The following is a 23,841-nucleotide window of genomic DNA, read 5'->3' on the forward strand; positions in this document are numbered from 1 at the left end:
AAAACCCGCGACCCTTCACCTGGACCAAAACGGCCGACGAGATCCTCAACTCCCTCGCCGACTACCTCACCAAAGTCGGAACCACCGACCAGAAAACAGAGCAGAACTAAACCTCAGGATTTCTGGCGCATCACACTAGATGGCACCCGTGACCGCACCGCAACCGCACCAGATCGAGCGGGGAACAGCGAGGAATCACCGGGAGTACCGCCGAGGCCGACCGGGTTGCATCCGATCCGTCCGGGCGGCTCCGCACACGTACGAGCCCCAAATGCCCGCAGCTTCCCACGCTGAGAGCGCGGGACTTCGGTGTTGGATCGGCCGGCACCTGGGTGCTGGCCCTGACTAGCGGGACTCCAGAGACCACCTCTGCTCGGCTCCGCCTGGGTCGATGGCGTGCGGGATGGGAATTGCGCTACTCACGAGCGGAGAGGCAGGCGAACAGCCCCACGCCGACTCCCAGGACAACCAGCTGCGCGACACCGGGAATACGCCACCTCAGGTAGAGGAGACCGCCACCTGTGATGACAGCGCCGCCGACCAGGAGCCACATCCCCCTCAACGCTTCCTTCGGTGCCTGGGGTGGATTGCGTTGGCCCTTATTGTCGGCCCAGCCCGTGATCCCGTAGCGGAACAGTAACCAGGCCATGCCCATCAGGTCGATGACGAGTAGCGCCACGCTGACGCCAACCTGCAGGCCGGTTGACGGCCCACCCCCAGGCCTCACCACCGTTCTGCCAGCGGAAGACAAACTGTTAATCGCATACGGCCCAGAATGCTGTAGTGGCAGGCACTACACATGAGTACGACTACTCAAATGCGCCGCTACCACCGCAACCGCCCAGTGATCAAGTAACCGTGCCCGATCGAGCGGGACACCACGGGCCACGGGAACCAACACGGGAACGGCCCCCGACCAACAACCCACCCATGAGGGTCGAACTCCTCAGTAAGTATGTAATTGCGTGACAACGCCGACGCACAACCACGGACGAGTGCGGACGTCCGCGGCCCGCCAGCGCAGGTGAGAGACGTACCAGCCCAAGACAACGCACCCATCCAAGTTGCTTCGGGACAAAGAGGTCGCGGGTCAAAGCCCCGCTGCCCCAAGGGAGAAGTGCCAGCTCAGGGCGGGGGGCAGTTGGTCTACGAAGTAGGTCGGCTCTCCAGCAGTGCTTCCACCGTCAGGGTTCCTGCTATACAGCGACGGACGGGCGCCAGGGTGAAGCCACGCCGGATCCGGGATCGCGACCGAGAGCCAATCAGCGGTCCGTCCGCACCGCGCCTGTGACCGTCAGGGCCGCACGAGGACCTTGAGGCTCTCCCTACCCGCCATCTGCCGGTAGCCGGCCGGCACGCCTGCGAGGTCCGTGGTGGTGGCGAAGACCTTCCCGGGCTCGATCTTTCCTTCGAGGATGTCGGACAGGATCGAATGTATGTAGGCCCGGGTAGGAGCCGCTCCACCGACGAGGCGGACGTTGTTCATAAACAGACTGCCGACGCCGATCGGGGCTTCTTCGTACTGCGGGATGCCGACCCGGCTGGTGATGCCGACCCGGCTGGTGATGCCGACCCGGCTGGTGATGCCGCCATGGCGTACGGCGCCCATGGCCTGGTCGTACGCGGAGCGGCTGCCGACGGCCTCCACTACGAGACGCGTCCCCTGTCCACCCGTGAGCTGACGCAGCAGTTCGATGCCTTCCTGGCCGCGCTCGGAGATCACGTCGGTGGCACCGAATTCGCGGCCGAGGTCGGTTCGCGACTTGTGCCGGCCCATGAGGATGATCCGCTTTGCGCCCTGCCGCTTGGCGGACAGCACCGCCAGCAACCCGACCGGCCCATCCCCGACGACCGTCACGCTGGAACCAGCGGTGACGCCACCGGCCACCGCAGCGTGGTAACCCACGAGGAGCGGATCTATCTGTTCGACCTGGCCCGAGCGTCCCGGCCCGTAGACCGCACACGCACCCAGGAGCCGACGCCACAACTGCCGTCGAACATCCAGTGGATGCTGGAGAGCATGACCCTGTCCGCCGCAATGGTCGCCAACAAACGCCAGGACATTTTGGCAGTCAACCCGCTGGCGCGGGCCCTGTACTCGCCGGTCTTCGAGAGCATTACCACCCGTGACCGGGGTCACGCGAACCTGGCGCGGTACCACTTCCTCGACTCCGGCGCGCGCGACTTCCACGGCGACTGGAATGTCAGCGCGGACATCCTAGCGGCGCTGTTGCGTACCGAAGCCGACCGTAACCCTCATGACCAGGTGACCTGGGATCTCGTTGGTGAACTGACCGTCCTCAGCCCCGAGTTCCGTATCGATGGGTCACGCACAACATCCTCATCCGCAAGCGTGACGCCAAGATATTCCGTCGGCACCCCGATACCGGCTGCCTCAAGCTGGCCTACCACTCGATGGAGCTGCGGTCTCCGTCCAGACCGTGGTGGACGTGTGCGTCTGCACTGCCGAGCCCGGCTGCGCCGAGGAACATAAGTTGAAGCTCCTCGCCAGCTGGACTGCTGCCGCGCCGCAGCAGTGCGACGCCCTCAACCGCCTGTGCGCCTAAACAGTTTCGGCCACTCCAGTCCGCAGGGACGAGGATCACCGTCCCGATGAGGCGTTTGTGCAGGTGGTCGCGGATCACGCGAGAGGGGTGGGCCTGGCCAGCCAGAGTCGACGTTGAGATTCGCGCGGCGCCTCCCTTCGCCGTCGGGAGTAGTTCGGGAGTAGTCTTGACGGGATGCATGGTGACTTCTCCGGATGGCAGTGTTCTTGTCGCTGCGATGGCGAGGGTCGCGAAGACCTTCGGCCGGCATGACGGCCCAAGCGGATGAGGCCGGCTGCGGGCGGTGCTTCGATGAGGGCGAGATCGAGCTGCTGCGGAGTCCTGACGTCCCCCTCCCGGCGGACCTCGTCCGCCGGGTCGCGCAGAAAGATTCTTTCCACTGGGACGACCGGCCTGCGATCATCCGTCGGATTCTGCCGCAGCTCGTCGTGGTGCTTGCCGACGGCGAGGCCGAGTCCGATCTCATGACCGTTGACTGCCCGCGGCAAGCTGGTCACGGTGGCCCCGCAAGCAGGCTGGGGCAGTGACCGGATTCCTGGACGCATGGTGGACGCAGACCCTGAGGACGAAGTCGCCGTCCATTTCTGCGTGTGCGGTGTTTGAGAGACGGCACCGGTCGCCCGCCGTCACCAGGCCGACAGCCTCGACTGGTGGCGGGAGGAGTTGACGTCCAACGAATCGCCTTTCACCAGGTGGGGGGCGCCGAGGCGAAAGAGTGGGCCGCCTGGCACGAAGTGAAGCGGTGGCTGGCTGGTCAGGCCCGGGCAACGTGATGTCAGAAGGGCTGGTGCCTGACCGCAGCCGTGAACGCCAACACGGCCCGATTCAGGCGATGTTCGCCCTGGGTAACGACCTTGCGAGGGCGCTGGTCAGAGGAGTGCTTGTTCTGCCAGCTGATGTAGCGGCGTCTCATGCTGCTGCGGCACAGGGCGTGTTTCGAAAGTGCTGGTCACAGCCATGCGTGGCGAAAGCACTGGTGCCAGCGCACCGATTTCGACAAGCTGCGGCACATGGACTGGACGCCCCTGCTCTCCACACTGACCGGTGCCGTCATCGGCATCGCAGCCACTCTGATCGCCGATCGCAACCGGTGGCGGCGGGAGGAAGCCAGGCACGCTCTGGAAGTACGGCGCGAGGTCTACACGGAGTATGTTTCCGCTCTCAAAGCCGCGGGTGAGGAGATACGGGCCGTCGCCTTGGGCGACCACATGTCCGAGTCGGCACGCGACGCGGCAGTGCGGGAAGCCGTGCGCGGCACCGGCATCTACACGGCGAGCGAACGCCTCTGGCTCGTGGGCCCCCCGCAGGTCGTGGAGGCGGGGAACGAGGCGTTCCACCGCCTGCGCGCGATCCGCGACGCCTATGCCCGTGGAGTGGCTGTCGGCTCCGCGGACGACGCGCCCCTGATAGAACGGCGGCGCAAGGCTATGGCGCAGATGCGTCGCCTCATGCGTGAGGACCTGGGCATCGGACCCCTCGGAATCGAATGATGTGTCACCAGCCCTGAGCTCGTCCCAGCCTCGCGGTCCCCGCCACCGTGCAGGTCATCACAGCCATTCATTGATGGCCGCGACCAGCACGGTCGCCTCGTAGCGGACGGCGAGCTTGTCGTACCTCGTCGCCGCTGCTCGGTGGCGCTTGAGGCGATTGATGCCGCACTCCAGCGCATGGCGCGCTGTGCAATCCGCGGCGTCGAACTTCGGCGGCCGACCACCCCGGGGCCGGGGACCGCGCTTCTTGCGGTTGGTGATCTGGTTGCGCTTCTCCGGGATCGTGCAGGCGATACCGCGCTCGCGCAGGTAAGCGCGGTTCGCGCGGGAGCCGTACGCCTAATAGGCATGTGGGTTGGTCGTTGGGCCGGTCCAGGCGGGGGCTGGGAAGACGTCTGGGACATACGCCGCGCCGGCCGAGCACCACCCCGACAGGGACCCGCCCGGAGCGGGCGTCGTTGAGGTCGCCATAGTTCAACGAGGCGTGGGAGACGCCCACCAGAACCTGGCCCGGCCCGGGCACGGGGTCGGGCACCTCGGCGAGGCGGACGGCGGCGGATGCGGACGGATCGACGACGAGAGCGCGAACGGACATATATCCCCCTTGGGTTACGACTTGTAACAGCAACCATCATCGATAACCTTGCTGCTCATCGGAAGGAGGCACTTTCATGTCACGCAGTCACACCCGTGTTACCGAAGCACTGAGGGATGAAGCCTGTCCGGTCACCGAGGTGCTCGACCGTGTGGCGGGCAAGTGGAGCATCGGGATCCTGATCGCTGCCGCCCACGGCCCGGTCCGCTTCACCGAACTGGAACGCGCCATCAACGGCATCAGCCGACGCATGCTCACCCTCAACCTGCGCAGGCTGGAGCGGGACGGACTGCTCGTTCGCACCGTGTATCCGACCGTGCCGCCCAAGGTCGAGTACAGCCTCACGCCCATAGCCCAGGAGCTCCACGCTTCGCTGACCGGTCTGGTGAGCTGGGCCGAGCGGCATCGGTCCGCCATCGCCGAGGCCCGCGCCGCCTACGACACCGCGGCGGAGCAGAGCCCCGACACCGACTGAACGGGACCCGGACCCGCTCAGGCTTCTGTGAGTCACCAGCAGGTGGCGGGGAGCGAGGGGCCCGCCATCGACGTCACGAGAGGTGCGTGATCGCCCGGACAGCTCCCCATCGTACGTCGAGGCACGCGGGGCCCTTGACAAGCACGCTCGCCGGTGCCTGCCCACAGGCATGGGCAGGCCCAAACGAGATGAGCTACAGCTGCCACTGAGAGGTCATTTCAGCTGGTGTGGTCTTGCGACAGTCTGGGGTGATGACTGCTGCGCTTGTCGAACGGTTGGCGCCGGTAGATCTGCGGGACTTGTTCCAGCGGGTGGTGCCGCTGCATGACGGCGAGCATGGCGCGGGAGCCTGGAGGACCTCGTCCCGATCGACCCTGCCCCTGTCGAGCTCGGGCTTCAGCGGCGGTGCATCGCCGCTGGCAGGTCAGCCCTCCGGTTGATCGGCATCACTCCTCGCTCGAAACCGCGCTGTCCTCCTGATGATCGCCTGTCGGCGAGCCTTGTGCCTGGAATCGCGATCAGAGGGTCAGTACCACGCGCTCGTGCACCTGGCCGCTTTCCAGCAGACGGTGCGCCTCGCGTGCGTCCTGCATGCGCATAGTTGTGTACTCCCGCAGTCGCAGCTGCCCCCGCGCCATCATGGACATGGCGTCCTCCAATGCGTGAGGAGCTCGCCCCGGACTGGGATGTGACAGTGTGACGCCGAAGTCCGCCGCAGCTGGGTCGGACAAGGTGATGACTCGGTCGGCGGCTCCGGTCAACGCGATCGCATCGCTCAGCACCCCCTTGCCGGACGCATCGAACGCGAAGTCGACAGCCCCGACGCTCCGGACTGCGTCCACCAGCCCCGCGCCGTAGCGTACGGGCGTGGCACCCAGGGACGTGACCAGTGCGTCGTCCCGCGCGCCTACCGCGCTAACCACTTTGATGCCCTGAGCGATGGCCAACTGGGTTGCGATCAAGCCGACTGCTCCGCCGCCACCGAGCACCAGCAGCGTGTCGCCTGTCTTCACCGCCAACTGCCGCAACACCCCCGATGCCGCCTCCGCCGAGGCCGGAAGAGAAGCTGCGGCTGCCCACGGGACGGAGGCCGGCTTCTCGACCCACATCGAGGAGACCGCGTATTCGGCGTATCCGCCAAGGTCGAAAAGCAGCGCTGCTACTTCGTCGCCGATCTGTGTTCCGTTCACTCCGGGACCCAACGCGTCGACAGTCCCGGCCACCTCGAATCCGAGGACGGCGTTTTCCCGCAGCGAAAAGGCTTTGAGACGGCCCGACCGCAGAGCGAGGTCGGTCGGGCCGACACCCGCGGCCTTCACCTTCACTCTGATCTGCCCCTCGGCCGGCTGAGGCGTGGGCACGTCCGTCCACCGCAACACGTCAGGATTGCCGAAGTCGGTCAGCGTGATTGCTTTTGGCATGTTTCCTCCGTCGGGAAGTCCATAATGCTGAGCCCACGTTCTTGGATGTGTTTCCAGCGCGGGCGGCGCCTCTTCTTTTCGAGGGCTGCTTGTCCAGAAGTCTCGCCATACGCCGTCCCGGACTTGGCTTGCGAGGGAGCGGCGGCCCTTCACTGCGCGTTGGCTTCCGATGCGACGGCCGCTGCCGCCGAGGTGTCGAGCAGGCGGGAGCGCGGGTGTGCGCATGCGGCTATGCGGGATTCGTCATGGGCAGGAGGCCGAGTTCCAGGAGGCTTTGGGCGGTGCTCGCGACGGCGTCGTCGCTGCTGCGGGGGTTCCAGCCGAGGACGGTGCGTGCTTTCTCGTTGCTGACGTGGCGGACCTTGCCGAGGTTGGGCAGCATGCCCTTCAGCGCCGGGTTCGCCTCGGCGGCCTTGCGTACCGTCTCGTCCGGAAGCTCGGTGACGGGGACGGCACTGGCGGCTTCGCCGAGCCGGTCGCGGATGGCGAGGGCGATCTGGTGCAGGGAGACGGCGTCACCGGCAGCGGCGATGAAGCGTTCGCCTGCAGCCCTGGGGTCGGTCATGGCCTTCAGATGCAAGGCTGCGGCGTCACGGACGTCAACGACGGCGAAGTACAGGCGGGGTGTGCCCGGCAGGGCGCCGCTGAACAGACCGGTGATCATGCTGATCGAGGAGGAGTGGTCGCTGCCGACGACGGGCCCGAAGATGCCGACCGGGGCGACGGTGGCGAGTTGAAGGCCGTTGCCCTCGCGCTCGACGAACTCCCAGGCCGCTCGCTCGGCCAGCACCTTGGACCTGATGTAGGCGGGGAGGTCGCCGACCGGTGCGGTCCAGTCGTCCTCGGTGAAGGGCTTTTCGGTGGCGGGCCTGCCGTAACCGACGGCGGCGAACGAGGAGGTGACCACTACGCGTTCGACGCCGGTGTCGCGGGCCGCACGCAGCACGCGCAGCGTGCCTTCCCGGGCCGGGAGGATCAGGTCGTCCTCGTTGTCGGGCTCGCCGCCTGGGAAGGGCGAGGCGGTGTGCAGGACGTAGCGGCAGCCCGCCACCGCCTCGGCCCAGCCGTCATCCGAGGTGAGATCCGCCTCCACGAAGGTGAGTTCTTCACCCGCGTCCACGCCCATGGCCGCCAAGTCCCCGCGGACCTGCGCCTCACGGTTGAGGGACCGCACAGTGGTGCGGACCTGGTAACCCTCGCCGAGTGCCTGGGCGATCACACGACCGCCCAGGAACCCGGAGCCTCCGGTGACCAGGACGGTATCGGTCGCAGTGCTGCTCATGGCCAAGTTCCTCTGTCCTTTCGTGCGCATGGCGACTGGCCCAAGGGACGTCAGCCGGATGAGGAAGGGATCAGCTGCTACTGGTCAGCGCCGGCAGCAGCAAGGCATCCATGACCGCGATGAGCTGGTCGGCGTCGGCCTCGGTGCCGGTGAAAAGCTTCTCGACAAGGACGCTGCCCATGAGGAACATCTCGGAGTGTGCCAGGGCCGGATTGTCGGGACGGATCGTTCCGCGCTCGACGTGCCGGGCCAGGATGGTGCGCAGCGCGTCGAGGTAGGGGGCGAACAGGACGTCCCGCAGTGCCTGGGCGAGGCCCGGATCGGATATGACCGCCTGCCAGATTCCCAGCGTCGGGGCGCCCTTGGGGTGCGGTGCCGGCATCATGCGAGCCAGCGCCACCAGGTCGTCACGCAAGCTGCCTGCGTCAATGTTCGGCAGGGGCGGGTACTTGCGGGCCATCATCGCCGTGATCACGAGCTTGGGCTTGTTCTCCCACTGCCGGTACAACGTGGCCGTGCTCGCCTTCGTCCGTCGGGCCACCTCGTCAACGGTCGCCTGCTCGTAGCCGACCTCGGCGACCAGGGCGAAGGTGGCCTCGAGGATCTCGCGCTCACGCTCCTGCGTCAGCCGCTTGCGCCGGCCGGAGGCCGGTGCCTGCTCGCTCATCAGTGATTCCCGTCGTCCGGCTTGCCGGTCCGCGTCTGTCCGCTGGACAGCTTCAGTTCGAAAACGTACTTTCGACAATACGTTTTCGATAACCTGGAATCAAGTCCGCCGCGAAGCGCATCCTGCACGGCGGTCTTGCCACCGTCCGGGAGGGCCAAGTGACCGGCGGAAGTTACCGGCCCCCGTGTAGTGCTTGGGGTCAACCGTGGACTGGGTGATGGGACGGTAGAAGGTGTCATCCGGCACATAGGCCGTCCAGGGTGTCCGGTTGTCGGCGTCGGTCGCGCTCTCTGGTCGACACCAGCGACCTCGGCCAGAACCTGCTCGCCCCGTGGCAACCCGCCGTACTCGGCCTCGTCGCAGTGACCGCGCGCCGGAACGACGGCACACCAGCCAGTGGGAGTGTGCGGGAGTCGGCAGCCGATCCGCTGATGGCACTGGCCCTGACCAGCCCGGCGTCACCAGCCTCTCGATGTCCGCTCCTGCACTACCCGCGGTACGCCACGCTCTGCGCCGGGCCTTTACTGACGTGGAAGCAGTGGCTCGGCGCATCGCCGTGTGCAGGTTGAGAGGTCACGCGGATAGGCGCATTTGGGGGATACCGGCACCAGAACGGGCACGCACCACAGGCGCTGGCCCTCGCGGTCCGGTGATCGTGCAGTTGCGACGCTCTGTGATCAAAGGGGAGATCTGGGTCCGTGCTGTCGTCATGGCTGACTGAGTCACTGTCGGTCAGTACCGGCAGGGGAGTCGGCTCCGCGCGGTGCGGCCGGAGCTGCCGTCGGGGCGGTGCAGCAGGGAGAGGGCACCGACTTCCGAGGGTCTTGTAGGCGGCCGGGTGCTGCTTGCCGATGTTGACGCGCTGAGGGTCGGTCATGATTCCTTCGATTCGTCTGGGTGGCCTGCGCCGTGCACTTGGCGTGCGTGGAGGTGGCCGGTCGGGTGTGTTTGGCAGGGGCCGAGTGGTGGGCGGGGCGGTGCCGCCCGCTGCGTACCCCCTACTACGACGCCGGGTCGTCGACCTTGAGCTTTTCTCCGGTGGTGGAGACGAACACGACCAGGAGCTTGGCCCGCCTGGTCGGGCTGGTGTTCTCGGTGAGGACGTGGTGGGCACCTGGCGGCTCGACCCAGTTGTCGCCCTGGTGGTAGGTACGCACGGGCTTGCCCTCGAGCTGGCTGCGCACGGTGCCTTCGAGGACGTAGGCGTAGACGAACGCCTGGCCGTGCCGGTGCGGCAGCGCGCGTGCGTTGGCCGGGAAGTCGACGATCACCGAGGTGAACGTCTTGCCCTTCACCCCCGGAAGGGCCTGCTGGAGCAGCGGCTTGAGGGTTTCGGTGGGGCGTGTCGATGCCATGGCCGCAGGCGATGCCACGGCCACGGTCGTCCCCTTGGGCTGGGCGGGTTGGTCCGAGGTCGAGCAGGCCGTGGCCGTAGTCAGCGCGGCGAAGGCCAGCAAGCCACCAGAGATCCGCATTCCCATCATGATCGGTCTCCTGTTCAGTCTTCAGTGACGCGGGTGATCGTCTTGCCCGGGCTGCGCTTGCCCGGGACGAAGGCGGAGGGTGCTTCGGCGAGCGGCCGCACGGCGCCGACGATCGGCTTGGGACGGCGGTCCCTCAGCAGAAGACCGCTCTCCCGTTCTTGGGCTGGACCTTGGGCGGCACGACGATGCTGACCAGCCAGCCACCGGCCCGGACGAGTGCGGCCGAGCGGTCGAGGAGGTCGCCGCCCGATCACGTCGAACACGACGTGGCCTCGTCGGCGACCTCCAGCTTCTCGGTCTGCAGGTCGGTGAAGGCGTCGACGCCGAGTGCGGGTGCCCTGTCCCTGCCCGAGGCCCGGCCGGTGCCGATGACACGGGCGCCGACCTCGCGGGCGAGCTGTACCGCGAACGAGTCGACGGCGCCCGCGGCACCATGGATCAGGACCGTCTGGCCTGTGGTGAGGCGGCCGTGGTCGAACAGGCCCTGCCAGGCGGTCAGCCCGGAGGTCGGCAGCGCGGCGGCCACCGTGTGGTCGATGTCCGCCGGCAGCGGAGCGAGGTTGCGGGCCTCCACCGTGGTGTACTCGGCGAGCGCGCCGTTACGGGTCCAGTCGGCCATGCCGAACACCCGTTGTCCGACGCGCAGGCCGGTGATGCCGTACCCCCAGCTCCACGACCACACCGGACAGCTCGTGTCCGGGCACGCTCGGCGTCGGGTCGCGGCCGGTGCGATCGGTCCACGTGGCGGGCCATTCCGGCTCGCCAGGGGTGAAGCCTGCGGCGTGCACCCGCACGACCATGTCGTTCCCGGCCGCATGAGGGTAGGGCATGTCCGTCAGGGACATGCTGGCAAGGCCAGCGTCACGGTCCAGCACAGTGATGGCTTGCATACAGGTCCTAACTGGGGAGGGGCGACCCGAGCGCACGGCGCTCGCGCGCAGGGCTCACAGCGGCTGCAGGTGGATGTATGCCGTGCCACATGATCGATCTCACCTGTTCCGGTGCCTTCCTCGTCGCCCGTTGTGCGTTCTCATCAGGGAGACGAGGTGGCCCCTACGTGTGTGACAGCTCAGACGCGCACGAGTTTGTCGGGATTGAGCACCCTGCGGTAGGCGGTGATCAGACCGTCCGTGATCTGGACCGTGTCGACGGAGTGGACCCGGCCTTCTCGGTGGAACACGAGCGCGAGCTCGCCGCCGACCTCGGCGAAGTCGATACGGTCCGGGTGCCACTGACGCCCCGTACGCACCATGACTTCGGCGACGCGCTCGCCGCCGTGAACGAGCTTGCGTGCCGCCAAGACCTTGCCGCCGCCGTCGGTGACGTAGACGGCGTCCGGGTGCAGGAGCCTGACCAGGCCGGCCAGGTCCCCGGCCTCGTAGGCGGCGCGGAAGACCGTGAGGACGCGTTCGCGCTCCGCCTTCGACGCCTGCGGCGTGGACTGCTTCGCCCTGGCCACCCGCCGTCGTCCCCGCGAGGCGAGCTGCCGGACGCCCGGCACGGAGACGTTCAACACTTCGGCGATCCGGCCGAACTCAAGGCCGAAGACATCGTGCAGGACGAAGGCCACCCGCTCCGGCGGGCTCAGCTCTTCCATGATCAGGAGCATCGCCGAGCTGACGGACTCGTCGACGAGTACCGGCTGCGACGCGTCCGGCCCTGTCAGCAGTGGCTCCGGCAGCCACGGCCCGACATAGGTCTCCCGGCGGAAGCGGGCGCTCTTGAGAATGTCGTACGACCGTCGCGCGGCCACCGTCACCAGCCAGGCCCGCAGATCACCGATGTCCTGCAGGTCCGCTCCGGCCGCCCGCAGCCACACGTCCTGGGTGACATCCTCGGCATCGGCCACAGTCCCCAGCAGCCGGTAGGCCACACCGAAGACCGCTGGTCGGTGCCTCTCCCATTCGGCTCCGAGCGGGTCCGCCTGCTCAGATCGTCCGGGCCCATGCCCGTCACCCATACAACCTCCTCCAGCTTGCAGATGCAGCGCAACTGTTTCGATCTCGGGATCTTCGAAGACAGCTCAGCAGAAGCGAGCCGAGCCGCTCCGACACGGCAGCCGCAAGTCCTGATCAAGCCGCTTCGGGGATGGTGCTGGTACGGCGTGCGGGCGCGCTCAGCAACGGGACCGTTCGCTGCGAGGTCGGCTTTCCCGGCCCGTGCGTATCGGATCGCTGGTGGGCCTGTGAGCATGTGATCGTCCGGCGTGCAGGGCCGCACCCAAGGACAGCGTCCCGACGAAGCCGACGTACAGGTAGCCCGTGGCTTCCAGCCCCCATGAGGGCGCCGCGAGCCCGGCCGCGAGGGCCGGAAGACTCAAGGCCGCATAGCTGATCACGTAGACGGCCGAAAAGACCTCCGACCGCGACTTCGCGGTAGTGACCGCGCTGATGGCACGGAGGTTGCCGTTGAACGTCAGGCCGACGCCCAGCCCTGCGACGACCGATCCGCCCACGTATACGGCCGGCGAAGCGACAGCGATGGCCACCGCCAGCCCGGACGCACCCAGAGTCAGGAGAACCGCGCCCAGCAAAGTGGCGAGCCGAGCCGCATGCCGAACGGACCACAACCCGCCCACGCTGTTGGCTACAAACAGCGCCGCGATGCTGAGCCCGCCCGCAGCGCCGGACCGCACATGCAGGACATTGCTCACCAGGGACGGAGTGAGCGCGAGGAACAGACCCGTGACGGACCATGCCGCGACCAGGGCAGGAATGGAGGCGAAGAACTCCGGCCGGGCTTCCCGAGGAACCCGGACTCTGGGTCGCAACGACGCCAGTCCCACCGCTCGCGGGACGAGTGTCTCAGGGATCGTGAGGACGACCGCGGCCAGAACGACGAAGGTCAGCGTCAGGAAAGGAAAGACATACGCATCGGGGCGTGAGGTCGACTGAACCAGCAGCCCCACCACTCCGGCGCCGGTGGCCATGCCGATACTCGTGCCCACCGCTGTCGTCGTGGGCCCCAGATGCGGATGTCTCTTGGGTGAGAGTTCGACCAGTCCGGCGGCAAGAGCGCCCGTGGCCGTCCCCGTGGCGATGCCCTGCACCACCCGGGCGATCAGGAGGGCGACGACGCCGTCGGCCGTCCAGAAGACCGCCGTGCTGGTAGCCGCCACCAGAAGGGCGGCGACCAGCACCGGGCGGCGACCCAGCTGGTCGCTCAGCGGTCCGACCGTCAGCAGGGCGCCGAGCAGACCCACGACATACACGGCGAAGATCACAGTCAGCATCGTGACCGACAGGCCCCAACGTTCCCGGTACAGCGGGTAGATCGGTGACGGTGCGCTTGCCGTGGCCATCATCACCACATTGGCGCAGGCCAGCACGGCGAAGGCCGCACCTCGCCCGAGACGACGCTCGTCGCGAGGGCCACTCACACGTCTCATCACGTTTTATGGCGCCTTGATCAGCTCGGCCAGGGAGCGCCCATGATGCGCTCGACCGTGGTTGTGCGCTGGAAGCCGGGAATGAAATGCTCCAGCACATCCGAATTCACGGTTCCGTTCGTGGTCTCCGGGCGGTGCTTGAGTCCGTCGACGAAGGCCTGCAAAAACTCGTTCTTGAAGTCACCCCGCGGATGGACGGCGGTGATCTCGTCCACCTGGCTGTGGTCCAGCTCGTTCAGGCCCAGTCCGAGCACGTCGGTCAGAACCCCCAGATTCGTGATGGCGATCTCCGGGCCCATCCGCCCGGGAATTCCCGGGGTCGTGTGCAGCGCGATCGCCGTCCACACCACGTCGGCGGCCGTGGCCGGGAAACCGCGGCCGAGCATGAACGTGCGTGCGTGGTCGGCTCCATCGACCTCGAAACGCTGCTCCACGTCGGAAAACGGCGTCAAGAGGCCGGTGTCGTGAAACATGGCGGCCAGGTAGAGAAGCTCCGGGTCGGGCTCCAGGCCGAGCCTGTGAGCATGCATCGCGCCGAAGACGAAAACGCGCCGGGAGTGGTGGTAGATGAGGGGGCTGGTCATCTCCTGCATGAGGCGGGTGGCCTCGGCGGCTGCCGCCGTTTCAGGAATCTCCACCCCCGCGATGATCTCGCTCATGACCTCTGCTCCTTCCGATATCGGTGTGTTACGAATGGACGGTGCGTTCGTCTTCCACAGTGCCAACCACCCGGCGTCCGGCGCTCCCTCGGTCCGGCCATGAGTCACCCGAATCCGGACAGGGGGGCAGCGGGACTGTGGGCTCCGCCGCGCATCGGGTGGCGATCCTCGTCTACGACGGGGTCAAACTCCTTGACGTCGTCGGCCCCGCGGAGGTGTTCGGGGAAGCGAACCGGCTCGGTGCCGACTACACGATCGCGCTGGTCTCACCGACCGGTGCCGATGTCACCTCGTCCATCGGGATCCGCATCGCGGTCGACGCCGCCGCCACGGAGCCTGCTCCTGACACGTTCCTGGTGGCCGGCGCAGACCTCTACCCGCGCACACCTGTGCCCCGTGATCTGGTCGAGGCCACGCGAACGCTGGCGGTCCGGGCCGCCCGGGTCGCGTCCATCTGCACCGGAGCATTCATCCTCGGCGCCGCCGGCCTCCTGGACGGCAAGCGCGCGACCACGCACTGGAAGGTCGCGCACGAGCTCGCCGCCCGCTGCCGGGCCAGCCGCGTCGAACCCGACGCGATCTACGTCCGTGACGGCACCACCTACACCTCGGCGGGCGTGACCGCCGGCATCGACCTGGCACTGGCACTCGTCGAGGAGGATCACGGCCCTGATCTGACCCGCGACGTCGCCCGCGCCCTGGTGGTCTATTTGCAGCGTTCGGGCGGCCAGTCACAATTCTCCGCCTCACTGCAGGGACCGCCGCCCCGATCCCCGGCCCTCCGCAGAATCATCGACGTGATCACGGCGAATCCCGGGGGAAACCACTCACTCGGCGAACTCGCCAAGCACCTCAATGTGAGCCCTCGGCATCTCACGCGGCTCTTTCGCGAAGAGCTGTCCACCACGCCGGCCCGGTACGTGGAAATGATCCGGTTCGACATGGCGAAAGCTCTACTCGACCAGGGGCATACCGCGACGCAGACGGCGTCCCTTGCCGGATTCCCGAATTACGAGAGTATGCGGAGAGTTTTCGTGAGGGAATTGTCGCTCAGCCCCGCCGCCTATCAGCGCCGCTTCAGCACAGCGCGCCGAGCCGACGAGGGGCAGCAGTAAGCCGATATCGGGGCAAGGTCAACGAGCTGCTGCGCGAGGCCGGCATCGAGTACGAACTGGTTGCCGAAGGCGAGGACCTCGGGCGCCTGGTCGCCATCACCGACGACGCCCGCAGCGCGCTGGTGCACCGCGCGCTCAGCGACAGCGCCCCCGACATCACGACCCGGGTCCGCCACGCGATCGCCCTGTTCCACGGCCGGGACACGACGGTGGAGGGCAAGCGGTCGGCCATCGTCACCCTCGCAGGCATCCTCGAGGAACGCCGCGCCCTGCTCAAAGGGCGGCTCGGCAAGGATGAGGGGGCACTGTTCGAGATCGCCAACCGCATCTTCTGGTGGTACCTCGGAACGGTGGAGCTCACCAACCGGCTCATCGCGTCGCGGACCGCTGACAGCTGACCCTGCGCACCCTCACCCGAATTGGTGGTCGAAGCCCTTCAGGACCGGGTCAAGCTCGGCCGCGGCGCCGCGCGGAGAACACAGGCGGACGCCCGGGCGCTCCGCCGCGTCCGGTGCCTGGTCCAGGGGCAGCGGGGGCGCCCCGTCGGGCGCTTCCTCACAGTCGACGGCGTGCGACGACGCCCCGGCCGGGACCGTGACCGCCGCCAGGTTCCTGCAGCACCCAGCCCGTCGGCCGGCGGGGCCCGAGGATCTCGCGCACCGTCGACGGCGGCGGCCGGCCGGGTCGTGGACGCGGTACTCGTCGGCCTCGTTCTGTGCGCCCGTGGTCAGGTCGTGCCCGTCAGGTCTTGGGTTGGAGAGTGCTTCCGGGACGGAGTTTGCCGTCCTCGTCCAGATCGTTCAGCACGGCGGTCAGGCCAACGCGCAGCATCTTCCGCCGGACGTGACCCAGGATCTGGGTCATCAGGAGCCCGCCTGCACCTGTGAAGCCCGTGTGGTCGTAGGTGAAGCGCGTTCCTCTGCCATGGGGTTCGATGCGGTAGGCAACCTCGGTGGTCTCGCTGCCGCCATGGTCGGTCCACGAGTAGCGCAGCAGCCGGGGCTTGTCCACCTCCAGTACGACGCAGTCGACGATGCCGCTCCAGCCGGGCTTGGGCTTGGCGATGAACCGGAACCGGGCGCCGACGGTGGTGGTGAATCCTTCTGGGCGTGCCCCGGCCCCGGTGGCTGTCCATAGCGGTATGAGCCGGGGGGTGGTGACGGCGTGCCAGACCTTGGTGGGGGAGTGCGGGTAGTCGCGGACGATGTGGATGGCGCTCATGGGGCTCCCGAAACGATCAAGCAGCGAAATGTACAGTCACTGAAAATTTACAGTAGCAGTAAGTGTATTGCTGCTGCACTACTCTGTCGCCATGAGCACGGTGGACTGGACGGCATGGCGCCCGCAGACAGCGGTGCCCCAGGCCGAAGGACTGCGGGAGCAGAAGAAGCGTCTGTTGCGGCAACGCCTGTCCGACACCGCCACCGAGATGTTCCTGGAGCGCGGCTTCGATGCCGTCCGCGTATCGGAGATCGCCCGGGCCTGCGGAGTCTCGGAGAAGACGGTCTTCAACTACTTCCCCACCAAGGAATCGCTCATCCTGGACCGAGGCGAGTCCACGATGACTGCTCTGCGGGCCGGTCTGGCCGACACGGACCACTCTGCGGTCGAGGCGGCGCTGCGGATTCTCTCGGATGAGTTGCGGGCCATGACCTCCTGGATCGCCGCGCAGGACGACCCCAACCAGGCCGTCGCCATGATCAGGCGCTTCGGCGCACTGACCAGGTCCACGCCCTCACTGAGGGCCTACCACCGGGACATGACCGACCGGCTCGTCACCGCAGCAGCCGAGGTGCTGGCCCGGCGGGCGCGCAGAAGCCCGGACGACCCGGAACCGCAGATCGCGGCAACTGCCCTGCTCGGACTGTGGTCCATCCAGTTCCAAAGCCTAGGGAGACATCTGGACGCCGCCCGCACGGCAACGCAGATTCATGAGGCAGTGACCGCCGATGTCCGCCGCGCAGCCAAGCTCATCGACACCGGCCTGACCTCGTTCGAAGGCGCGGCTCCGGCCCGCTGACGTGCTCAGCCACGGATCGCGTGAGAACCCCAACGGATCACGATCTACGACTGGAGTCCTGATACTCCAGTTGCAGTTCGATATTCCTGCTGGTCAGAGGCGCGTTCGTGGGTACTTGGCTGGTGTGCCGTCAGGTGGCGCGAGTTCGTGACTCGGGTGCGGCTACGTGTCTCCAGCCTCCCGGGTGGCTGAAACGATTGGCCGCGTGGCATCCCGCGACGACTCGACCACTCATTGGGCTGGGCGCGACAAGATCGCTTGGCAAGGACGCGCTGGCGAGGTCGTCTGCTCGGACAAGTGCAGGAGCGATTTCGGAGGTGGGGTGCCCGAACTCTGGGCTGGTACGGACGCGGGCAAGACCGAGCATCACGGTGTGGTGATCGACGCAGACGGCAAGCGAAAGCTGTCGCGGCGGGTGGCCACCGACGAGACTGTACTGCTCCAGCTGATCGCCTATGTCCTCGCGCTCAGTGAGCACTAGCCTGTGATCTGGGCGATCGACCTCAACGCGGCGAGGCCGCCCCGATGATCGCGCTGCTGACCGGCCGCGAGCAGCAGGTTGTCTACGTCCCCGGCCGCACCGTCCACCACGCCTCCGGCTCCTACCGGGGCGACGGGAAACGCGAAGGACGCCTTCGCCATCGCCGACCAGGCGCGCACGCGCCGTGAATGCGCTCGCCACTCACTGGGTGCGGGCTGGGCACGACGTGGTCGTCGGAGGACGGGACGTGCACGAGGCGGAGCGGCTCGCGACGCGTCTCGGGGGCACCGCGAAGCCGGCCAGTCTGCGTGAGGCGGGCCGAGTTCGGGCAGGTGGTGGCCGCGCTGCCCTTCGGCCCGGGGGCGAGCGGGGCGTGGGAACTGCGGACGGCCCTGGACGGCAAGGTGCTGATCGACTGTTCCCATCCGGTCGGTCCGGGCTTCCGGCTGCTGATACAGCGCGGACTTTCGGCCGCACAACAACTGGGTACTGCGGCACCGACAACTCATGTGGTCAAGGCGTTCAATCTCTGCCATGAGGACGTGTGGCGCATGACGCCGCCCATCTTCGACGGGCGGCCACTGGCCGTTCCGGTCTGCGGAGGCGAACGGCCCTCGCGCTTGTACACCGGTTGGTGCAGCGGCTCGGCTGCGAGCCCAGGGCCGGCGCTGGTCGCGAACGAGCGGGACTCCTGGAAGCCACCGCTGCGCCCTTCATCGGGCTCTGGCTCGACGAGAAGGCCTGTGCCCAAGCAATCGCACCCCCGCTGGCCTGCGGCGCCGGACCGACACACGAAGAACCAGAAGACGCCGAGAAGGCCTTCCGAGGGCATTCGTACTCGTCGTGGAGGGCTGGTCGGCTGCGGTCTCTAACACCTCTCTCATTGTCATCATATGGACGACATCATGTTTGTCATCCATTGGATGACATGTTCAATGGTGTCAGTGAGGAGCATTGGCAGCAACTGCCTGGACTGGATGGAGGTGCTTTGACGATGTTGATGCGCACTGACCTCTTCCGTGAGCCGGACCGGCTGGCGCAGCAGCCGATGGGCCGGGCACTTGGTCCCGCCCGTCGACGATGCCGCTGGACGCCTACCGCGAGGGCGACGAGTATGTGGTGGCCTTCGACCTTCCGGGCGTTCCCGCGGACGCGATCGACATCGACGTCGAGCGGAACGCGCTCACCGTCAAGGCCGAGCGGCGGCCGGTGGCGAAGGCCGACGACGTGCAGATGGAGCTGTCCGAGCGGCCGCTGGGTGTCTTCTCCCGCCAGGTCGTGCTCGCCGGCACCCTCGACACCGAGCACATCCAGGGCGACTTCGACGCGGGCGTGCTGACCCTGCGGATCCCGATCACCCAGCGGGCCAAGCCCCGCAAGATCTCCATCGGCGTTGGATCCGGCCGCCAGGAGATCTCCGGCTGACACCGGCCGCACGGGTGCGGAGGGCGGCACCTGATCTCCCCCACAGCTGCTCTCCGCACCCCGTGGGCAGTCCGATGAAGAAGGGGTGACTTGCCGAGATGACTCTGCGACGTGAAGCGTTCCTCGGCCACGTGAAGGAACGCGGCGAATACCACACTCTGGAGGAAGCCGAGCGTGCAGCCCGTGTGGTGCTGGCCCTCCTCGGCGCACACCTGGTCGGCGACGTCCGTGCCCAGCTGGCGGCGCGGCTGCCTGAGGCGTTCGCCCTGATCCTGCTCAACCCGCTGCAGAGCGCCGAGCCGCTGCCCCCGGAGCGGTTCGTCCGCGCCACCGCCGCGTGGATCGAAGGCGCCACCGAGCAGACCGCGGCCTGGGACGTCAGCGCCGTACTGTCCACCGTCGCCGACGCCGCCGGCGAGGTTCTGCTGGGCCAGATCCTGCTCCAGCTCCCCGTCGGCTACGACCTGCTCTTCGGCCGACCCCAGCCCACCTGACCATCCCGCACCCCGATGCCCGAACACCGCTCGCACAGGAAAGGCAACCACTCCAGTGATCTCCGACCGGCACGCACCGTCCGGCGGCCGGCATACGAGCAGAGGCTGGAGAAGGGCTCCTCTGGGCTGACAGCGAAGGGGTACACCGTGCGTCGGCCGTCGCGTACGACGCGGTCATCGCGTACGACGCGGTCAGCGGGGAGAGACAGAAGCAGCGCCTGGAGGACGCCGACTGCACCGACGAGCAACTGGTCGAGGTCCAGCCTGGGTGCCGCAATCGAAGGCATGACGCCTGCCCCTCAGCCGGCGACTGCGTTCTCCACCGTCGCCCGGACGTCCAGGACGATGTCCGCGCCCGTCAGATTCAGGACCCTCGCGAGCGCTGTCGCGGGCCTGGCCACCCGCAGCACGGCCCTCCGGTTGAAGCTCAGCAGCACGTTCAGGACGGTCGAATCCGCGAAGGTAAGGCCGCCGGCGTCCACCACCACCTTGGCGTGCGCCCGAGCTCCGCTCTCCAGTGCCTCCGACAGGGCCGGGACCGAGTTCAGATCGAAGGCGCCGAAGAGGGCCACCACCCACGCATCACCCTCCTCGTGCTGTTCGAGGCGAGGCAACGATGCCGCATGCGCCGTAGTCGGATCTGGCTCCCTGCCCTCACCGCCGCTTCCGGAACTCATGCTGGTGAGTATGCCGTGAAGATCGTGTGCACGCGAGAGGTCCTCAGGGTCGAAGCGGCACCCCGTCGGGCCCGCGCGCACCGAGTTATCCACAGGCCCGCACGAGGCTGCCCACCGTGCCGTACGGTGCCGTCCGAGCCATGGTCGATGGGCGGGGGCTGCCGGTTGGTGAGGGGGTGATTCGTCCAGGCCGCACTGCTGCTTCGCCGTCCGGAAGTATTCCTGAACCGCCCACCGGCTCCGGGCAATGCGGATGAGTTCGTCCAGCGTCGTCTCGGCGGGGCAGTAGGCGAGGTGGTAGGAGGTCTGCTTGGGCCTGCCGACCCTGCGGCGGGCGATGACCCAGTGCCGGCGGTCCTCGCAGTGGAAGGGCCTGACCTCGACGTGGGCCCAGTCGTAGATCCGCCGGCCGTGGGCTCCCTCGCCGCAGGAACGGTGCTTCCACTTCTGCCGGGGCAGGCCGGGGAACAGGTCGTGGACGGGGTGGTCGATCGACCAGCGGGTGAGACGGTGTCGTGCCGGGTGGTGGCCATGACGTGGAAGACGTCGGCCTGCTGGAGTTCGTATCGCCAGCCCTTGCTGAAGCCGTAGGCGGCATCCGCGGTCACCCAGGCGAACGGGACCTTGTCGGCGATGGCCTTGCGGACGGACGAGACCGCAATTTCCAGGCCGTAAGCTCCTCAATCCATTCTGTCGAGCACTTCGTCGGTCGACAGCAACGCATGTGCGAAGAAACGGTAGTTGATGATTGCCGCCTGATACCCGTCGCCCCAGACCGGGTGTCGGGGTCCAGCAGTTGCATCCCTGACCACGGCGACCTCAAAACCCTCCTCAATGAGGTGACGCATGTGGGACTCGACGCACATGTTCGCCAGCATCCCGCCAAGAATAATCCTTTGCATGCCCCGCTTGCGCAGTTGCAGTACGAGGTCGTTGGTTTCCGGTCCGAATACCTTGTGCGGGCTGGCGACCACTGTTCTGCCGTCTTCGATATAAGGCTTGAAGCGGTCCAGCCAGTCTGCCCCGGAGTTCCGGAACCCGGTTAGATCGAGCTGCCCCGTTCGTGCAAAGGTGTGGGTCTCGAGTTCGCTCGTCTCGAGCGGCCCGTTCATTCGCCATCCGCTGTCGGTCGGGTAGAAGTAGTGCGGCGAGATGAAGACCTCATATGCGCCCGCCTTCGCCGCCTCGAAAATTCTTTCCATGTTCTCGACTGTTCTGTTCTCTGTGACGCTCGCTCCCACCGCGTCCCAGTTCGCCCCGTCCTCGCTCAGCACGTCGTTCTGTGGGTCGATGAACACAACCGCCGTGTCGATCTTCTTGATTTCCACCTGACGCTCCTCACGCGATGACACACCACTGGTGTTACAAATAGTCGGTACAGCGGATTCCCTTCCGAGCTGCATTCCGTTCCGGTTGTGCGAGGTCTCTTTCGGTCCGCCCGTCATCGTCCCCGGGAAAGTAATCGGCCACGACGACACGGGGCTGCACCTGGACCTCCCCGCAGGACCTCTTCCGCCGGGTGGCCGTCGAGCCGGATTCCTTGCCCACGCCTTCCGACCACAGTGTGTCGGACTGGGAATGCGGACTATTACGGGCCGCCTCACCGCCCCCGACAAGCACGCCATCTACGCACCGCACACGTCCAAGGGCCTGGCCGCACTCCGCCTCGCCGCCCAGCGTCGGACAGAGTGAGTCATGTGTGAGAAGCACCTCTGGCCGTGTCCGGTGGTTTGTCGACGGCGGGTTCGTGCAGAAGTAGGCCGTGAAGCAGAGCGTCAACAAACCATCGCTAGTGCGGTGGGGGGGTTCGGGAGTGGGCGTTGTGTGGGCCGCACCATTGGGTTAGTGCTTGGCGGACCGCGTCGGTGTGACGTTCGGGTGATTTGTCTGTGGTGGCCCATGCGATGTAGGCGTCTGGTCTGACGAGGACGCTTTTTTTGGTGGTGCCGTTGGGGGATACGATCTCCACCTCGCCATCCCACTGTGTGGTGAGTGGGGGGAGGTGTGCGGTGTCGGGTGGGGTGATGAGGACGAATCGTCGGGCGCGGAGGGCTTCGTAGAGTCTGCGTTTGTCGGTGAGGGGGATGTCGGGTGCTCGTTTGCCGGTGAGGGGGTGTGCGCCGGCGGGTGCGGGGTAGGCGATGTCGATTCCTGAGATTGCCATGGCCAGTCGTCTGGCTACTGGCGGGGTTTGCAGCACTGTGCGTGCTGAGAGGTCACGCAGGCCGCACAGTGCCCGTGGTGTGGTGAGGACGCCGCGGAGCAGTGCGCCGCTCATCCTGAGGACCCGGTGTCCCACGGGGTGGCGTTCGTCGTGGTAGCTGTCGAGCAGGGTGTCTGGTGCGCGGCCGCGGTGGACGGCTGCGAGTTTCCAGCTGAGGTTTGCGGAGTCCTGGATGCTGGTGTTGAGGCCCATGCCGCCGGCGGGGGAGTGGACGTGTGCGGCGTCGCCGACGAGGAACACGCGGCCTACGTGGTAGCGGGGGGACTGGCGTTCGTCGCTGTGGAATCGGGAGAGCCAGCGGGGGTCGTGCATGCCGAAGTCGCTGCCGAGTGCCTGGCGGGCGACGTCTTTGATTTCTTCCAGGTCGACCGGTGCGGTGTCGGGCATGGGGTGGTGGCGATTCCAGGCCATGACCCTGAACCAGCCGTCGCCGAACGGGACGACGATGGCGAAGGCGTCTCCAATAGCGGCCACGGTGGGCGGCTTGTTCGGCGGGTCGGCCATGCGGACGTCTGCGAGCATCATGGAGCGGACGGCGGAGCGGCCGGGGAACGGCAGGCCGAGGGACTGGCGTACGCAGCTGTTGCGTCCGTCTGCGCCGACGACGTAGTTGGCGCGCAGGCGGTGTTCGGTGCCGGCTGGTGTCTTCATGGTGACGTCGACGCCGGTGGGGTCCTGCTGGAGGCCGGTGACTTCGTGGGCCCGCATGATGTGCACGCCGTGGTCCAGGGCGCGGGCCAGGAGCAGCCGCTCGGTGTTGTACTGGGGTGTCACGAGGACGTGGGGGTAGCGCGTGGGCAGGTGCGAGAGATCGATCCGCAGGAATTGCAGGACCGGGTTGCGCAGGCCGGTCAGCAGCAGGTCGTCGGCCAGGCCGCGGGCGTCCAGTTGCTCCATCGTTCGGGCGTGAACGGCGAATGCGCGTGTCAGCCGGGATTCGCCTTCCCGCCGTTCCACGACGGTGCAGGGCACTCCGGCTTCTGCCAGGTCGCCTGCGAGCAGCAGCCCTGCTGGACCGGCACCGACGACCAGCACGTCAACGTCGGATCTCATGTTCTGTCCTTTGCTTGCGACTGAACGAGCGGTACGGCGGGTGATGACCGGGCTGCCGTCTGCTGCGGGCGGTGCGGGTTTGGGCGGGTGAGTGGAGGCGTCCGGGGAGTTCACTTGGGTGGCGTAACCCGTGTGGCTTCTCCTGACCGTGCAGGTGCCCGCAGCATGTCGTGTGGACCACCGTACGAGAGGGGCCTCTTCCTCGCCTGTCGGGCATGGGCCGTCCCGCTCATGGCGGAGCGGTGGTTCCCGGCGCGCTGAATCGGTGCTCCGCGCTTATGTTGACCGAATGCGGTGCCGTTTCCGTCACATCCGCGCAGGGCG

The 23,841-nt window shown here is 67.2% G+C and carries 24 protein-coding genes and 6 pseudogenes; 12 read left to right on the top strand and 18 right to left on the bottom strand.

The genetic code is table 11. From position 1 onward, the window contains the following. Positions 1–415: 415 nt before the first annotated feature. Positions 416–730: a DUF6234 family protein gene (locus JF597_RS33170; protein WP_366916479.1), complete on the bottom strand. Its 315-nt coding sequence runs from the start codon at positions 728–730 to the stop codon at positions 416–418. 564 nt (positions 731–1,294) lie between these two features. Next, positions 1,295–1,777: a zinc-binding dehydrogenase gene (locus JF597_RS33175; protein WP_294003876.1), complete on the bottom strand. Its 483-nt coding sequence runs from the start codon at positions 1,775–1,777 to the stop codon at positions 1,295–1,297. A 117-nt stretch (positions 1,778–1,894) separates the two neighbouring features. Between JF597_RS33175 and JF597_RS33180 the strand changes: the two genes are divergently transcribed. The 3 genes from JF597_RS33180 (at position 1,895) to JF597_RS33190 (ending at position 4,057) form a co-directional block, all read left to right on the top strand. After that, the gene (locus JF597_RS33180; protein ID WP_294003781.1) at positions 1,895–2,494 is read left to right on the top strand and encodes a hypothetical protein; all 600 of its coding nucleotides are present in this window, start codon (positions 1,895–1,897) and stop codon (positions 2,492–2,494) included. A gap of 321 nt (positions 2,495–2,815) precedes the next feature. Beyond that, complete coding sequence (locus tag JF597_RS33185) at positions 2,816–3,094, top strand: hypothetical protein (RefSeq protein WP_294003784.1); 279 nt, start codon at positions 2,816–2,818, stop codon at positions 3,092–3,094. 384 nt (positions 3,095–3,478) lie between these two features. After that, complete coding sequence (locus JF597_RS33190; RefSeq protein ID WP_294003786.1) at positions 3,479–4,057, top strand: hypothetical protein; 579 nt, start codon at positions 3,479–3,481, stop codon at positions 4,055–4,057. 57 nt (positions 4,058–4,114) lie between these two features. Here the strand turns inward: JF597_RS33190 and JF597_RS55725 are convergent, their stop codons facing one another. Further along, positions 4,115–4,366 (bottom strand): hypothetical protein, encoded by a 252-nt coding sequence (locus JF597_RS55725; RefSeq protein ID WP_366916480.1) that lies wholly within the window; start codon positions 4,364–4,366, stop codon positions 4,115–4,117. Positions 4,367–4,728: 362 nt separating this feature from the next. On the opposite strand from JF597_RS55725, the gene JF597_RS33195 reads away from it, so the two are divergent. Then, the gene (locus JF597_RS33195; protein ID WP_294003789.1) at positions 4,729–5,127 is read left to right on the top strand and encodes a helix-turn-helix domain-containing protein; all 399 of its coding nucleotides are present in this window, start codon (positions 4,729–4,731) and stop codon (positions 5,125–5,127) included. A gap of 518 nt (positions 5,128–5,645) precedes the next feature. Here the strand turns inward: JF597_RS33195 and JF597_RS33200 are convergent. From JF597_RS33200 to JF597_RS33215, 4 genes are all read right to left on the bottom strand, one after another. Then, entirely contained in the window at positions 5,646–6,548 is a 903-nt protein-coding gene (locus tag JF597_RS33200; RefSeq protein WP_294003792.1) for an alcohol dehydrogenase catalytic domain-containing protein, read from the bottom strand. A 229-nt stretch (positions 6,549–6,777) separates the two neighbouring features. Continuing rightward, positions 6,778–7,830 carry an aldehyde reductase gene (locus JF597_RS33205; protein WP_294003795.1) on the bottom strand — a complete coding sequence of 351 codons (1,053 nt, stop codon included), beginning with the start codon at positions 7,828–7,830 and terminating at the stop codon, positions 6,778–6,780. Positions 7,831–7,900: 70 nt separating this feature from the next. Further along, on the bottom strand, positions 7,901–8,497 hold the full coding sequence (locus JF597_RS33210; RefSeq protein WP_294003799.1) for a TetR/AcrR family transcriptional regulator: 597 nt from the start codon (positions 8,495–8,497) through the stop codon (positions 7,901–7,903). Positions 8,498–9,498: 1,001 nt separating this feature from the next. After that, a complete protein-coding gene (locus tag JF597_RS33215) occupies positions 9,499–9,852 on the bottom strand; it encodes a cupin domain-containing protein (RefSeq protein ID WP_294003802.1) in 354 nt (117 codons plus the stop codon). Between JF597_RS33215 and JF597_RS33220 the strand changes: the two genes are divergently transcribed. After that, entirely contained in the window at positions 9,851–10,009 is a 159-nt protein-coding gene (locus JF597_RS33220) for a hypothetical protein (protein WP_294003805.1), read from the top strand. The genes JF597_RS33215 and JF597_RS33220 overlap by 2 nt on opposite strands. On the opposite strand, the pseudogene JF597_RS33225 reads toward JF597_RS33220, so the two are convergent. The 4 genes and pseudogenes from JF597_RS33225 to JF597_RS33240 all read right to left on the bottom strand — a co-directional run bounded on the left by JF597_RS33225 (position 9,996) and on the right by JF597_RS33240 (position 14,028). Continuing rightward, a pseudogene (locus JF597_RS33225) lies at positions 9,996–10,871 on the bottom strand (NADP-dependent oxidoreductase). The gene JF597_RS33220 and the pseudogene JF597_RS33225 overlap by 14 nt on opposite strands. Before the next feature lie 179 nt (positions 10,872–11,050). Beyond that, complete coding sequence (gene sigJ, locus JF597_RS33230; RefSeq protein WP_294003807.1) at positions 11,051–11,941, bottom strand: RNA polymerase sigma factor SigJ; 891 nt, start codon at positions 11,939–11,941, stop codon at positions 11,051–11,053. A gap of 156 nt (positions 11,942–12,097) precedes the next feature. After that, complete coding sequence (locus JF597_RS33235; RefSeq protein ID WP_294003810.1) at positions 12,098–13,309, bottom strand: MFS transporter; 1,212 nt, start codon at positions 13,307–13,309, stop codon at positions 12,098–12,100. 80 nt (positions 13,310–13,389) lie between these two features. Further along, complete coding sequence (locus JF597_RS33240) at positions 13,390–14,028, bottom strand: HD domain-containing protein (protein ID WP_294003813.1); 639 nt, start codon at positions 14,026–14,028, stop codon at positions 13,390–13,392. A 137-nt stretch (positions 14,029–14,165) separates the two neighbouring features. On the opposite strand from JF597_RS33240, the gene JF597_RS33245 reads away from it, so the two are divergent. Together JF597_RS33245 and JF597_RS33250 are read left to right on the top strand one after the other, a co-directional pair. Further along, the gene (locus tag JF597_RS33245; RefSeq protein WP_294003816.1) at positions 14,166–15,143 is read left to right on the top strand and encodes a GlxA family transcriptional regulator; all 978 of its coding nucleotides are present in this window, start codon (positions 14,166–14,168) and stop codon (positions 15,141–15,143) included. A gap of 5 nt (positions 15,144–15,148) precedes the next feature. Beyond that, positions 15,149–15,541 (top strand): annotated as a pseudogene (locus JF597_RS33250) (hypothetical protein); the annotation flags it as partial. Between the two features lie 12 nt (positions 15,542–15,553). On the opposite strand, the pseudogene JF597_RS33255 reads toward JF597_RS33250, so the two are convergent. After that, a pseudogene (locus JF597_RS33255) lies at positions 15,554–15,815 on the bottom strand (DUF6233 domain-containing protein); the annotation flags it as partial. 69 nt (positions 15,816–15,884) lie between these two features. Further along, positions 15,885–16,364, bottom strand: coding sequence for an SRPBCC domain-containing protein (locus JF597_RS33260; protein WP_294003819.1), 480 nt, complete (start codon positions 16,362–16,364; stop codon positions 15,885–15,887). 91 nt (positions 16,365–16,455) lie between these two features. On the opposite strand from JF597_RS33260, the gene JF597_RS33265 reads away from it, so the two are divergent. Together JF597_RS33265 and JF597_RS33270 are read left to right on the top strand one after the other, a co-directional pair. Continuing rightward, positions 16,456–17,163, top strand: a complete 708-nt coding sequence (locus JF597_RS33265; RefSeq protein ID WP_294003822.1) for a TetR family transcriptional regulator — start codon at positions 16,456–16,458, stop codon at positions 17,161–17,163. Between the two features lie 205 nt (positions 17,164–17,368). Continuing rightward, positions 17,369–17,644 carry a transposase gene (locus JF597_RS33270; RefSeq protein ID WP_294003825.1) on the top strand — a complete coding sequence of 92 codons (276 nt, stop codon included), beginning with the start codon at positions 17,369–17,371 and terminating at the stop codon, positions 17,642–17,644. Here the strand turns inward: JF597_RS33270 and JF597_RS33275 are convergent. Next, on the bottom strand, positions 17,641–17,823 hold the full coding sequence (locus JF597_RS33275) for a hypothetical protein (protein ID WP_294003828.1): 183 nt from the start codon (positions 17,821–17,823) through the stop codon (positions 17,641–17,643). The genes JF597_RS33270 and JF597_RS33275 overlap by 4 nt on opposite strands. Positions 17,824–17,828: 5 nt before the next feature. On the opposite strand from JF597_RS33275, the pseudogene JF597_RS33280 reads away from it, so the two are divergent. The 3 genes and pseudogenes from JF597_RS33280 to JF597_RS33290 all read left to right on the top strand — a co-directional run. Further along, positions 17,829–18,431: pseudogene (locus JF597_RS33280) on the top strand (NAD(P)-binding domain-containing protein); the annotation flags it as partial. Between the two features lie 207 nt (positions 18,432–18,638). Then, positions 18,639–19,069 (top strand): annotated as a pseudogene (locus JF597_RS33285) (Hsp20/alpha crystallin family protein). A 98-nt stretch (positions 19,070–19,167) separates the two neighbouring features. After that, entirely contained in the window at positions 19,168–19,563 is a 396-nt protein-coding gene (locus JF597_RS33290) for a DUF2267 domain-containing protein (protein WP_294003831.1), read from the top strand. A gap of 299 nt (positions 19,564–19,862) precedes the next feature. Here JF597_RS33290 and JF597_RS33295 read toward each other — a convergent pair whose 3' ends face one another. The 4 genes and pseudogenes from JF597_RS33295 to JF597_RS33310 form a co-directional block, all read right to left on the bottom strand. Further along, on the bottom strand, positions 19,863–20,240 hold the full coding sequence (locus tag JF597_RS33295) for an STAS domain-containing protein (protein WP_294003879.1): 378 nt from the start codon (positions 20,238–20,240) through the stop codon (positions 19,863–19,865). A 180-nt stretch (positions 20,241–20,420) separates the two neighbouring features. After that, positions 20,421–20,905: pseudogene (locus tag JF597_RS33300) on the bottom strand (transposase); the annotation flags it as partial. Positions 20,906–20,920: 15 nt separating this feature from the next. Next, on the bottom strand, positions 20,921–21,568 hold the full coding sequence (locus tag JF597_RS33305) for a cysteine hydrolase (protein ID WP_294003834.1): 648 nt from the start codon (positions 21,566–21,568) through the stop codon (positions 20,921–20,923). Between the two features lie 461 nt (positions 21,569–22,029). Continuing rightward, positions 22,030–23,517, bottom strand: coding sequence for an FAD-dependent monooxygenase (locus JF597_RS33310; RefSeq protein ID WP_294003837.1), 1,488 nt, complete (start codon positions 23,515–23,517; stop codon positions 22,030–22,032). Positions 23,518–23,841: the final 324 nt, after the last annotated feature.

It is taken from the genome of Streptomyces sp., from assembly GCF_019510245.1.
Classification (GTDB): domain Bacteria; phylum Actinomycetota; class Actinomycetes; order Streptomycetales; family Streptomycetaceae; genus Streptomyces.

Excerpts from the sequence above, each read along its gene's own strand:
- JF597_RS33290 (WP_294003831.1), top strand. The coding sequence starts at position 19,168 with ATGACTCTGCGACGTGAAGCGTTCCTCGGCCACGTGAAGGAACGCGGC.
- sigJ (WP_294003807.1), bottom strand. The coding sequence starts at position 11,941 with ATGGGTGACGGGCATGGGCCCGGACGATCTGAGCAGGCGGACCCGCTC.
- JF597_RS33195 (WP_294003789.1), top strand. The coding sequence starts at position 4,729 with ATGTCACGCAGTCACACCCGTGTTACCGAAGCACTGAGGGATGAAGCC.
- JF597_RS33240 (WP_294003813.1), bottom strand. The coding sequence starts at position 14,028 with ATGAGCGAGATCATCGCGGGGGTGGAGATTCCTGAAACGGCGGCAGCC.
- JF597_RS33265 (WP_294003822.1), top strand. The coding sequence starts at position 16,456 with ATGAGCACGGTGGACTGGACGGCATGGCGCCCGCAGACAGCGGTGCCC.
- JF597_RS33260 (WP_294003819.1), bottom strand. The coding sequence starts at position 16,364 with ATGAGCGCCATCCACATCGTCCGCGACTACCCGCACTCCCCCACCAAG.
- JF597_RS33220 (WP_294003805.1), top strand. The coding sequence starts at position 9,851 with ATGGCCGCAGGCGATGCCACGGCCACGGTCGTCCCCTTGGGCTGGGCG.
- JF597_RS33200 (WP_294003792.1), bottom strand. The coding sequence starts at position 6,548 with ATGCCAAAAGCAATCACGCTGACCGACTTCGGCAATCCTGACGTGTTG.
- JF597_RS33210 (WP_294003799.1), bottom strand. The coding sequence starts at position 8,497 with ATGAGCGAGCAGGCACCGGCCTCCGGCCGGCGCAAGCGGCTGACGCAG.
- JF597_RS33310 (WP_294003837.1), bottom strand. The coding sequence starts at position 23,517 with ATGAGATCCGACGTTGACGTGCTGGTCGTCGGTGCCGGTCCAGCAGGG.
- JF597_RS33295 (WP_294003879.1), bottom strand. The coding sequence starts at position 20,240 with ATGAGTTCCGGAAGCGGCGGTGAGGGCAGGGAGCCAGATCCGACTACG.
- JF597_RS33205 (WP_294003795.1), bottom strand. The coding sequence starts at position 7,830 with ATGAGCAGCACTGCGACCGATACCGTCCTGGTCACCGGAGGCTCCGGG.
- JF597_RS33185 (WP_294003784.1), top strand. The coding sequence starts at position 2,816 with ATGACGGCCCAAGCGGATGAGGCCGGCTGCGGGCGGTGCTTCGATGAG.
- JF597_RS33190 (WP_294003786.1), top strand. The coding sequence starts at position 3,479 with ATGCTGCTGCGGCACAGGGCGTGTTTCGAAAGTGCTGGTCACAGCCAT.
- JF597_RS33215 (WP_294003802.1), bottom strand. The coding sequence starts at position 9,852 with ATGGCATCGACACGCCCCACCGAAACCCTCAAGCCGCTGCTCCAGCAG.
- JF597_RS33175 (WP_294003876.1), bottom strand. The coding sequence starts at position 1,777 with ATGGGCCGGCACAAGTCGCGAACCGACCTCGGCCGCGAATTCGGTGCC.